This window comes from Thermoplasmata archaeon, assembly GCA_036395115.1.
Classification (GTDB): domain Archaea; phylum Thermoplasmatota; class Thermoplasmata; order RBG-16-68-12; family RBG-16-68-12; genus RBG-16-68-12.
The window spans coordinates 59,169-70,395 of sequence record DASWDU010000011.1 but is presented as its reverse complement, the minus strand read 5'-3'; the positions used below and the strand labels follow the sequence as shown (position 1 = coordinate 70,395).

Here is an 11,227-nt window from a genome sequence, read left to right as displayed (position 1 = left end):
AAGGCGACGAAGGACATCGTCGTGATCGACTCCCAAGCGTCGTCGTTCGGCCGGTACGAGACGCACGGATACGCGAAAGTCTACAAGTCGAAGGAGGAGGCGCTCTCCGTCGAGCGGAAGCACATCCTCGTCCGGAACAAGCTCATCGAGCCCGAAGTCAAGGAGAAGGCCGCTCCGAAGCCGGAGAAGCCCGCGCCCGCGCAGAAACCGGAGAAACCCGCCGCCCCCGAGAAACCCGAAGCCCCGAAGGCGGAGAGGCCGGAAACGAAACCGGAGAAGGCACCGCCAAAGGAAGCGCCGAGAGAAGAGAGGAAGCCCGCGCCGAAGGAAGAGAAGAAGCCGGCGGAGAAACACGAGGAGAAGAAGGAACCGAAGAAGGCGGAGCCCAAGGCGGAGAAGAAGGCCGAGCCGAGAAAGAAAGAGGATAAGTGATGGCCGAGGCGAAGAAGGAGAAAGGCGCCGCCGGCCTCAAGCGGACGTTCTACAAGATCGAGGGGAACCGGATCACGCGGGAACGCGCGAACTGCCCGAAGTGCGGCGCCGGCGTCTTCCTCGCGAAGCACGCGGACCGCATGTCGTGCGGCCGTTGCGGCTACACCGAGTTCGCGAAAAAGTGAGCATCGCGATATTTCCGATTTTCGATAAACCGTTCCGTCCCTTCGGCGCTGAAATCGCTCCGCGACCCGCGGAAAGCCTTAATCCGAAGAGCCCTTTCGGCGGGGGAGGGCCTGTAGTCTAGCTTGGATAGGACAGAGGCCTCCGGAGCCTCTGACCGGGGTTCGAATCCCCGCAGGCCCGTTTCCCTTCATGCGACTCGGGCGAATGCGCGCGGCGGCAGGGTCACGTAGCAGCCTGGTCAAACACGGAATCTCGACAGACCTAAGTATTCTTCACACGTTCGCGGGTCGATGGAAGCTACGTCGATGCCGGAGGGAACGGCGCAAAATCCGAGCCAGGGGTCGAAGCCCTTTGCCGTGTGGGTCGTCGCGGGCGGCACCATCTTTGCGGCGGTCCTGCTGCTGGGGATCTTCCTCGCGATCCCTTTCGTGAGCACGGCGGGCCCTGCCTACTACTCTGCTCTGCCCTTCTTCGTCCTCTTCTTCGTCGTCCTCGTCGTCCCCGCGTCCTTCGCTTGGAGAGAGAAGCGCTGGGCCTATCTCGCCACCGCGATCGTTGCCCTCGTGATCGCTGTCCTCTCGTTCGCGCCGAACGCCCTTTCGAACCCCGCGGACACGGATTTCGCGTGGGACGTCCTCATGGTACCAATTCTCCTGCTGGTCGCCGGGTTTGGAATCCTCGCGTTCCGTGCCGCGAAGACAGGCCTCCGCCAGAAGCCCTACCTCGCGTCCGTGCACTCCTCGGGCGGGCTGCTCACCCTTGCGGTCGCTGGCTTCGTCGTCGGGATGCTCATCGCCGGTGCGATCGGCGCCGGCGTGATCCTGAGGATGATCCCCGAAATCCCGGCGGACATCGAAATTGTCCCGGACGCCATCAACGTCCCGATCGCATACAGCCCGAATGTCTTCACCGTCTCCGTGGGCGCTACGGTCACGTGGATCAACAGAGACATGACCGCTCACACGGTAACGAGCAACGTCACGGGGCAATTCGACTCCGGCACAATGACCACCGGACAGACGTGGGGCTTCACCTTCACGCAGGCGGGGACGTATTACTACTTCTGCACGTTCCACCCCCAGATGACGGGCACGATTGTCGTCCAATAAGGGGAGGGGCGGGACCTCGCGGCCCGGCGTGATGGGGAAAGGTGTCACCGGCAAGGAATTCAATCCGGCCTGATTGACGATCATTCGAAGGGAATGGATCGAATCCCTTCAGGCCCGTTTCTTTGACAGATGGAGGTCTTAGCCCGAGCGGAATCATCCTTCGCTCGCGGCGCGACTTCGTGCGCGACCACAGGTTCTTGCCGCGAACCGACATGGAGAGGCAGAGGGACGCCCAGACAGGTCACCGATGGTGGGCTCGAGGATGACGGGCGAAAGTCCGATCGTTCGTCAGTTGCAAGCGGAGGCCGCTGCCAATCCGGACGCCTTCTGGGCCCGCGCGGCCGACGAACTTCCCTGGTTCCGTCGATGGGACCGGGTGTTCGAATGGACGTTCCCCACGTTTCGGTGGTTTCAGGGCGCCCGTACGAATCTCGCGTACAATTGCTTGGATGTCCATGTGGGCCGGGGACAGGGGGGCAAGCCGGCCCTCGTGTACGTGAACGAGCGGGGCGAACGGCAGAGCTTCAGCTACGGCGAGCTGACCGATCACGTCAAGCGAATCGCGGCGGCCCTCCGCGGGATCGGCATCCAACGGGGGGATCGCATCACGCTCTACATGCCCACGTGTCCGGAGGCGATCATGCTGATGCTTGCATCCGCGCGAATCGGGGCGATCCATTCCGTGGTCTTCGCGGGATTTGGGTCCGGGGCACTCGCGGATCGCATCCGTGCCAGCGCCTCCCGTTGCGTGTTCACGGCCGACGTCGCCTACCGGAAGGGTCGGGACATCCCGCTCAAGGAAATCGTGGACGGCGCGCTCGATACGCCCGCGATCTCCGTCGAACGCGTCGTCGTCTTGCGCCGCGCGACGACTGCGATCCCATGGAGCGCGGGACGAGACCTCGACTGGTCGGAATTCCTGACGGGCGGGACGGGCCTCGATGACGGCTACGCGGAGATGGAGGCGAACGAGCCCGCGTTCATCCTCGCCACGTCCGGGACGACGGCGAAACCGAAGCTGGCGGTCCACAGCCAGGGGGCCTATCAGGTCTACATTCACGCAATGGGGCGCTGGTGTTTCGGCCTGAAACCCGCGGACATCTGGTGGTCCACCTCCGACATCGGGTGGATCGTCGGCCACAGTTACATCGTCTACGCGCCCCTGTTGAGCGGATGCACGACGATCGCGTACGAGGGGGCGCTGGATCATCCCAGTCCCGAGACGGCCTGGCGGATCATCCAGGAGCTCCGCGTCACGGGGATCTTCACGTCTCCGACCGCCGTTCGCCTGTTGATGCGGTATGGTGAGACCCCGGCCCGAGCGTTCGACCTTTCTTCTTTGGAACGGATCGTTTGCGCGGGAGAGGTGCTGAACGCGCCGGCGTGGGAGTGGCTCCAGAAGGGCGTCCTTGAGGACCGCGTTCCGGTGATCGACCACATGTGGCAAACGGAGACGGGCGGTCCCATCTTCGGCAACCCCTATGGACTCGGAATGCTGGTGATCAAACCCGGCTCCGCGGGAGTCGCCCTGCCGGGAATCGAGGCGGCGGTCGTCACACCAGACGGGAAGCCGTGCGGGCCCGGAGAGAAGGGGATCATCGTCCTGAAGCGTCCCTTCCCCGGCCTCATCGCGACCGTGTGGGGGGACCCCGATCGGTACGGTCGCGAGTACTGGGGCCGAATCCCGGGCGTGTACTACACCGGCGACTCCGCCCACCTCGACGAGGACGGCTACATCTGGTTCGCGGGCCGCGCGGACGAAATCATCAAGATCGCCGCCCACCGGATCGGGACGATCGAGGTCGAGACCGCGTTCCTCAAGCATCCCGCGGTCACCGAGGCCGGCGTGACCGGACGGCCCGATCCCGTTCGAGGCGAGGTGATCTCGGCCTTCGTGGCCCTCAAGCAAGGATTCCAGCCCTCCCCCCAACTGCGGCAGGAGCTGCTCGAGACGGTGCGCCGAGAACTCGGGCCCGTGGCCGTCGTGGGGGAGGTGCACTTCGTCCATCAGCTCCCGAAGACCCGGAGCGGGAAGATTATGCGACGGGTGTTCCGGGCCGTCGTCTTGGATCGGGACCCGGGCGACATCAGCACGATCGAGGACGAAGGCTCGGTGGCGGAGGCTCGACAGGCGTGGAATGAGCTCCGGGCCGAGATGGGCGCGACCTCCGCGAATTCGAATCCAAAAGCCCTCACGGAAAACGAACGGGAACACGGAAGAGACGGAGGCCCGAGTTAGCCGGGCCGCAATCACCTGATTTTGGCAGCTTCCCGGATGACCCTGGCATCGTGCCGGAGGACTCTTCGAACGATAAGGAGCCAAACGGTGCCAACCATAATCAGGAACGCCAAGGCCGCGGTACCTTCGATCGGAGCATTCTGCGCGATACGCGCAGCGAGCCCGATTGTCATGCCGGCCATCGCAACGAGCGTCAGGGCAACAAGGAAAAAAGGTGACTCGACGATAGCGCTTCTCGCGTTCCTCGACCTCAGAAGACCCCTTGACCGCGGGCTCCATGCCGAAACCTCCATCCCTCCATATTGGCATATCTCTTCCGCCAGCGAGGATGGGGAAAGCTCGCTAGTAGAGGATTGGAATGAAACCCAACAGCTTCCGGCAGGAGCCGGAGCGGAACCCCTTCGTGCGTTCAATTCCCCGCGATTGACCGTCGTTCTGGGGGAATGGTTCGGGTCCTCGCCAGGCCGTTTTCACTTGGGACTGCGGCCCGTCGCATCCAGCGGAACATAGAAGTACGCCGGGGTCGTGGGGCGGTCGGGGTGGATACCTTGAAGATCGGTGTCCTCGGAACGGGTGCGGTCGGACGGGCGGTTGGCGGCAAACTCATGGAGCTCGGCCACGACGTGGTCTTCGGCACCCGCGACGTCGCCAAGACCATGGCCGACACGAAGCCCGACTACATGGGGAATCCGCCGTTCAGCGTGTGGATCAAGACGCATCCGAAAGCGAAGCTCGCCCCCTTCGCGGACGCCGCCGCACACGGAGAGGCCCTCGTCAATGCCACGACAGGCGCGGCCTCCCTCAAAGCATTGAGCCTCGCGGGCGAGAGGAACCTCGCCGACAAGATCCTGATCGACATCGCGAATCCGCTCGATTTCTCGAAGGGGATGCCACCGTCTCTGATCGTGTGCAACACGGACTCGCTCGGCGAGCAGATCCAGAGGGCCTTCCCCAAGGCGAAAGTCGTCAAGACCCTGAACACGATGACCAACATGGTCATGGTCAATCCTGACCTGGTGGCGGAAGGCGACCACGATGTGTTCGTGAGCGGGAACGACGCAGGCGCCAAGGCGAAGGTGACCGAGATCCTCCGAAGCTTCGGCTGGAAGCGGGTGGTCGACCTCGGGGACATCACGACGGCCCGCGGGGTCGAAATGGTCGTGCCGGTATGGGTCCAGTTGATGGGCACCATGAAGACGCCCATGTTCAATTTCAAGATCGCACGATAGTTCGTCTGCGGCCCACAATGTTGCCGGGTGAACGGACCGGGTGCGCAGCTTGGCGACTTGTGAAAACCGAGCCGCTGCCTAGGAACGACCGGAAGGCTCCGGCGACTGCCGATTCTCCTTTTCGAGAAATGTCCAATTGAATTGATATCCTGGCGATCGTACGCTCGAGCGACAGGCTCGATGCCGACTTCAGAGAGTTCCCGCACGCCGGATCCGCCCGCGGGCTCCGGACATCCCATGCCCCCGCTGAGTGGAATCTCGGTGGGCGAAGCGACTCCTCAACGGGTCCTCTCCGAACGAATTCCCAGGCTGCCGCCGGACTTCTACCGCGGCCGAAACCGGGCCCATCGGGCTGCGGTCCTCGCGGTCATCCTCGTCCTGGGCTCGTTCGCGGTCATCGCGGAAACCCATCTCGTGAACCTCGGCACCGTCTTCGGCCCTCACGTCGCGCGATCCGAATGGGCGTTCGCGATGACGGGAGCACGAGATCTCAATTCGATGGGGCTGACCGGGAAAGGCGTCACGGTCTGCATCGTGGACAGCGGGATCGATATGCTCCACCCGGACTTTGCCCATCTTCGACTCGTCGGGTGGAAGGATTTCGTCAACCTGCGCCCCGACCCGTACGATGACGAGGGACATGGCACCGCGATGGCCGGACTCATCGCCGCGAACGGCAGCCTGAGAGGCATTGCACCGGATGCCGCTCTCCTTGTGGCGAAGGCAATCAACAACACCGGTTTCGGGAGTTCCCGTGTCGTTGCCGACGGCATCCGGTTTTGTGTGGACCCCTTCGGAGACGGGACCCGCGGCGCCGACATCATCTCGGTCTCCTTGGGCTCCTCCGCTCCGCTCTTCGTCGGGACCGAGGTCTCGGTCGCGGCCCAATGGGCCCTCGATCGCGGCGTGATCGTCGTGGCCGCGGCCGGGAACGATGGCGGGCCGTTCGACGACGGCGATGTGGAAATCCCGGCGAACGTCCCTCTGGCCCTCGCCGTCGGCGCAGTCGACGCGTCGGGACGCGTCGCGTCGTTTTCGTCTGCGAGTTTCGTCGGGAATCGGACGGATCCGAACCTGAAGCCCGAGGTGACAGCGCCCGGGGTCCAAATCATCTCGACCGCACCGGGCGCCCACTACGTAACCTTGACCGGAACGAGCCCCTCGACGGCGGTCGCGGCGGGGATCGTCGCGCTCCTCCTTCAAGCCCACCCCGAGCTCCGCCCCGCCGGCTCCACCGCGAACGTCCTCGCACTCAAATGGGCTCTGGCGCGGTCGGCCGTCGCGGCACCGGGCCAAGTAATTCCTCATGACCCGTGGTACGGCTATGGAGTGATCGACGGGAAGCGGGCGCTGGGGTACCTCTAGGTTCGGAACCTCGGTGCAAAGCTCATGCCGGCTCGTCCACCGGAGTTCCCGAACGACGGCTCGCCAAAGGGCTGACGCCCCAATGCCCCGCGTCGAATTCCCGAACGACCTGGAGCCGCTCCTCCACCGGGAGGTGGCCGTCCGGGAGTCCCTCGATCAGCCGCAGCCGCCGTAAGAGACCCGCGGCGTTCGCGACCTGGATCTCCAATCCCGGCCGTCGATTCACTTCCATGACGACGGGGCCTTGTCGCGCATCGATGGAGATGTCCACGCCCGCGAAGCCGAGGCCGGAGAGGCGCTGGGCTTCCGCGGCGAGTTCGAGGATCTCGTCCCAGAACGGAACGGTTTGGCCGAGGAGGGGCGTGCCCGTGTCGGGATGATTCGGCTGCGGTGCCCCCCGCCAGACGCAGTGGACGATCGTGCCCGTCGAGAGCCTCACGCCGGCGGCTAACGCGCCAAGGTGGAGGTTCGCTTTGCCTCCGGAAGCTTGGGTCGGAATGCGCATCATCGCCATGACCGGATACCCGCGGAAGGAGATCACGCGAACGTCCGCGAGCCCAATCGGGGAGAGCGCGCGCAGAGCCTCGTGCCGTTCGAGCAGTTCCTCGAGCACGGCCGCGTCCCGGTGGTCCCCGCCGTACTCCCCGGCGAGGATCGCAAGGGCGTGGGCCTCAATCTGGCGCCCCGTCAGGGGTCCTAGACTCGTGTTGAAGGCATCGGCGCCTTTCCCGCGGACGAGCACGATGCCTTCGCCGCCGTGCCCCGAGGCCGGCTTGAGGACGAATTGATCGTGACTCTCCATCCACGATCGAAGCGCCCCCAGGTCCTCGCGCGTCCGCAGGATCCCGTACGTCTTCGCCATCGGCACGCCCATTGGGATCAGGATGCGCTTCGCCTCATCCTTCCCGAGCCTTGCCATCGTCTCGGGCGGATTGTACTTCGCCACGAACTCCCGATTCCGGACATTCATCGTGAGCACATCGTCGCCAAAATCCCCGCGGATCGGTCCGTCCGCTAATGCGTACCGCGAGACGCCGCCGAACCGATAGCGTTCCAAGAGGCGAAAGCGGATCTGCGTCCCAAGGAACCAGTTGATCACGACGAGGAGGGGCCAGGTCAGCGGCGTCAGCATGACGAAGTTCACAAGGGCGTCTTGCGTGATCACGAAGAACGACAGGGCAATCCCGATGACCGTCCAGATCAGGGCCTTCGTCGGCTCGTCCCAACCGACGCGGGTGACGCGCTCCACGTACCGTTCCGCGAACCACGCGCTGATGAGCACCGGGAAGAGGACGGCGAAGAACAGGTCGTGCTGTTGCCATTCGAGACCGATGATTGCAATCGACGAGATCGTGACACCCACGATCGTGACGAGGATTGCGACGCGGTGGGCTTCTTGCACGCGCTCCCGGATGAGCGCGCCGCGCACGAGCAGGACGACGCCCAGGATCAAGCCGAGGATCAGGAGGCCCAGGAAGAGCCCCGTCGCGAGGAACGCGAGGGCGATGATGACGGAGCCGAACATCCCGAGGGTCCTCCCACCGATAACGTTCCGCATCGACGCGATCACTGCGGCGGCGATGGCGACCTGGAAGAAGGTGCGGACCAGGTAGAGGCGGTTCAATGCGTCCGTGAGGTAGAACTGGAGGAACGCGCAATACCCGGTGAACGCCACGAGGAAGGCGAGGAAGGGGAGATGCCGCCGAAGGGACGCGCGACGGCTGGCGGGACGCCGGCTCGATCGCCTCGCGCGCCTCACGAGGGTCCCTCAGGGCCACGGAGGCCGCGGGACGTCGCCCGGATCCGCTTGCGGCGAGGGCGCCCGGCCGCCGGTCGGACGGAAGCCCCAATAGATTTCGACGGCCCCGATTACGAGGAGGGCGATGCCCGACAGGATGGCGACTTCGTCCACGGAGGTGTACGTCCGCTGGAAGGTGACCGTTTGGGTCGTGTTCGATTGGCCGGTCCCGTGCCGGAAGACCAGGTAATAGGCGTCGGGGACCGTGGAGGTGAAATCCATGTTGCCGGTAGCCGCCTCGGGAAGGGAATACACATTCGTCGTCGTGTTCGCGGCCTGGAAGGCGGCGAACTGGGCGCTGCTCATCACCATGAAGGCCACGGCTCGTCCAGCCGTCTCCTGGAACGTACCAGTGATCCGGGTCTGATCACGGAGGTTCGCAAGGATTTTGAAGTACCTCAGCGGGAGGACGTTGAACGTGGACTGGTACGTGTGGGCGGGGTTGTAGCTGTACAGCGTGTAGCCGCCGATGAGGAGCAGGACGAGACCGACGGCGATCAGGCCGCGCTTACGGGACGCCACGGCGCGCGCCCACGGAGCGATTTGGAATAAACCTTCCTGGATAGTTATCAGATGTTATCGGACGCGGCAGCTGACTCTACTGGCTACGTCCCGAGCCTGCGCCAAGCCACTCACTCCCGTCAGGGGGCCACGATCTGGGTCAACAGGGTGATTTGGTTGTTGTTTGGGTTCTGATCCACTTCCCCGGGCGACTCGACGGATGCGTCGTTCCTGATTTGTGCAGCGACGGCCGTGTGGAGAACGACGGTGATGGTGCGCGACTGCCCGCTCGGGATGCTGCCCAGGTCGCAGTCGACCTCTGGCGCCCCAGGGGCGACCTTGCAACTGTCACTCGACCCGGTCGGCTCGAAGGACGCCACCCCGACCGACCACACGTCTGTGAGGACGACACGGGTGGCTTTAGTCGGGCCGTTGTTTGTGATGGTGAAGGTGTACGTCAACACGTCCCCGGCCGTCACCGGGCCGGGGTACGCGGAGCCTGTCAAGGCCAAGTCAGCGAAGCGGCTCAGAGTGGAGAAGAAGCCGCCGTGCTGGAAGAACGTGTCGTGGTCGTGGTAGCCCGTCGCAGAGTACCAGAAGACCATGTCTTGGTTCCGCAAGGTCTCGCGATTCATCAAGGGGTGGAAGTCCGGCGGATCTTCCTCGCCCGGATGGTAGCGCACGACCGCGAACTCCACATCTTGGTTGGAATCCTTGGGGATCATCGGGGCGCCAGCGGTGCAGTCGGACGCCCAGAGTTCGCAGTGGCCGCCGTACGAGGCGTTGAAGAAGCCTGCGGGGTATCCCCACCGCCAGTGGATGTGGATGCACTCGGGGCAGCCGGGCCCTACGACGGGGAGTCCCGTCGGTTCCGTCACTTTGGCTCGGTAGGTCTGGTGATAGTTGTCCCAAGTGCCCTTGTCGCCTTGGACGATCGCGCGGAAGCTCGACTCTTCGAGAATCGACTGGCTTTTCTCGATGGGCGTCGGAGGGATGAACGAGTCCCTATCCTGGTACGTGGAGGCGTTGTTGCCGATTCGGTTCTCGTCGCGGAAGTGCATCCGTAGGGGCACGTTGATCGAGGTGAGCGTCTCCCCGTTGGCACCGGCGAACCCGTAGCTCACTTGGAACTTCCAAAGATTGCAGGGCAAGGAAGGGTTTTTCAGTGGCGCCGGTATCGAGTTGGTCGGCTCGCAGCCGCCATTGCCCAGTTCCTTGTGAAACTCGTACGTCTGCACGATGATCAGGCAGCTATCAGACCCGGGCGGGATGCGGTCCACAGCGTACGTGGCCTTCACGGTGATGTGTTCGTCGTTCGCGGTCGACACGAATCCGACCAGCCGGCTGCGGGCGGTCGTGTCGTTGCTGTCCGGCTTGAGCTCCCCACGGGTGAGGCCGAAGGCACTCGTCTGCACGTAGTAGTACGGCATGCTCATCTGCACGGCCATGTAGCGCGTGGCGAGCGTGACGTCCCGGACGACGAGGCCGTCGTTGAGGGAGACGAAGTACGAGAAGCTCCAGCGGAACCCGACCCAGAACCCGGACCCGGGAAGCGGGATCGTCGGACCCCCGCAGGACGGCGTCGGCGCGGCGGCCCCCCGGCCGAGGATGTACGGGCTGTCATTGATCTCGGGCGCCCTGGCCAGGACCTGGAAGTCCAGCGGCCAGGCGTCGAACGCCTCGTGGACCGAGCACGACCAGTTCGATAAGCTGTCGTTGCTCAACCCGTCAAAGACGGGATTAGTGGGATCCACGATTTCCACGGTGTTGGGACAGTTCCCTTGGCCCTCGACGGCGAAGTTGCCGAACCCATCGAGCACGGGCACCGGCGTGAGCGGGGGGGCGTTCGCATAATAGCAACTCAACGAGAGGTAGAGCCCGGTGTGACCGGCTTGGCTCGCGGCGTACCGGATTGCGTTCCGGGTGAGTTGGGTGCCTGCAGGTGTGAAGGGATAATTGCGGATGTGGAACACCGGGTCGGTGCCCACGAGGACGACGTTGCCGGTGACGGCGGCGGACCAGACGCCCACGTTGGCCTCGGCCGCGGCAAGGCGGCTCGAACTTGCACATACGCGGTCGCCGAGGACGATCGCATCGTAGGCGGCGAAGTCGTCTTCGCTCATGATACTCCACGTCGCGTCGTCCACAACGGTCACCGCAAAGCCGAGGTCCTGGGCTTGCTCCGCCTCGACGCTGGTATTGCCGCCGAGGACGGTGGCGTCGAGGATCAAGATGCCGAGCCCCGTTGACGAGGGGCTGATGGCGGGACCATCGGTGGTGCCCGACGAGGCGCGCGCGTCCGAGCTCGATACCGTCAAGACCGCCATCAGTCCGATGCACGCGACGAGAGAGAACGTCCTTCTCAAGC

Annotated in this window: 9 protein-coding genes and 1 tRNA gene; 7 read left to right on the top strand and 3 right to left on the bottom strand. The window is 64.3% G+C overall.

Annotated features, from left to right (window positions below; translation table 11 throughout):
- The 7 genes from VF992_02770 to VF992_02740 form a co-directional block, all read left to right on the top strand.
- Window positions 1–432, top strand: a 432-nt coding sequence (locus VF992_02770; protein HEX9340079.1) for a hypothetical protein, incomplete at its 5' end; no start/stop codon positions are given.
- On the top strand, window positions 432–617 hold the full coding sequence (locus tag VF992_02765; protein HEX9340078.1) for a 30S ribosomal protein S27ae: 186 nt from the start codon (window positions 432–434) through the stop codon (window positions 615–617). The genes VF992_02770 and VF992_02765, both read left to right, overlap by 1 nt.
- 107 nt (window positions 618–724) lie before the next feature.
- Window positions 725–798 (top strand) — tRNA-Arg (locus VF992_02760).
- A 125-nt stretch (window positions 799–923) separates the two neighbouring features.
- Window positions 924–1,727 carry a cupredoxin family copper-binding protein gene (locus VF992_02755; GenBank protein ID HEX9340077.1) on the top strand — a complete coding sequence of 268 codons (804 nt, stop codon included), beginning with the start codon at window positions 924–926 and terminating at the stop codon, window positions 1,725–1,727.
- 262 nt (window positions 1,728–1,989) lie between these two features.
- Window positions 1,990–3,966 (top strand): acetate--CoA ligase, encoded by a 1,977-nt coding sequence (locus tag VF992_02750; protein HEX9340076.1) that lies wholly within the window; start codon window positions 1,990–1,992, stop codon window positions 3,964–3,966.
- A gap of 548 nt (window positions 3,967–4,514) precedes the next feature.
- Complete coding sequence (locus VF992_02745) at window positions 4,515–5,195, top strand: NAD(P)-binding domain-containing protein (protein ID HEX9340075.1); 681 nt, start codon at window positions 4,515–4,517, stop codon at window positions 5,193–5,195.
- A 261-nt stretch (window positions 5,196–5,456) separates the two neighbouring features.
- Complete coding sequence (locus tag VF992_02740) at window positions 5,457–6,560, top strand: S8 family serine peptidase (protein HEX9340074.1); 1,104 nt, start codon at window positions 5,457–5,459, stop codon at window positions 6,558–6,560.
- A 22-nt stretch (window positions 6,561–6,582) separates the two neighbouring features.
- Here the strand turns inward: VF992_02740 and VF992_02735 are convergent, their stop codons facing one another.
- The 3 genes from VF992_02735 to VF992_02725 form a co-directional block, all read right to left on the bottom strand.
- Window positions 6,583–8,319 carry a sugar-transfer associated ATP-grasp domain-containing protein gene (locus VF992_02735; protein HEX9340073.1) on the bottom strand — a complete coding sequence of 579 codons (1,737 nt, stop codon included), beginning with the start codon at window positions 8,317–8,319 and terminating at the stop codon, window positions 6,583–6,585.
- A 9-nt stretch (window positions 8,320–8,328) separates the two neighbouring features.
- Window positions 8,329–8,880, bottom strand: coding sequence for a hypothetical protein (locus VF992_02730; GenBank protein HEX9340072.1), 552 nt, complete (start codon window positions 8,878–8,880; stop codon window positions 8,329–8,331).
- Between the two features lie 119 nt (window positions 8,881–8,999).
- Window positions 9,000–11,225, bottom strand: coding sequence for a DUF11 domain-containing protein (locus VF992_02725; GenBank protein ID HEX9340071.1), 2,226 nt, complete (start codon window positions 11,223–11,225; stop codon window positions 9,000–9,002).
- Window positions 11,226–11,227 lie beyond the last annotated feature (2 nt).

Coding starts and splice junctions, on each gene's coding strand:
- VF992_02750 (HEX9340076.1), top strand. CDS start 1,990: ATGACGGGCGAAAGTCCGATCGTTCGTCAGTTGCAAGCGGAGGCCGCT.
- VF992_02765 (HEX9340078.1), top strand. CDS start 432: ATGGCCGAGGCGAAGAAGGAGAAAGGCGCCGCCGGCCTCAAGCGGACG.
- VF992_02755 (HEX9340077.1), top strand. CDS start 924: ATGCCGGAGGGAACGGCGCAAAATCCGAGCCAGGGGTCGAAGCCCTTT.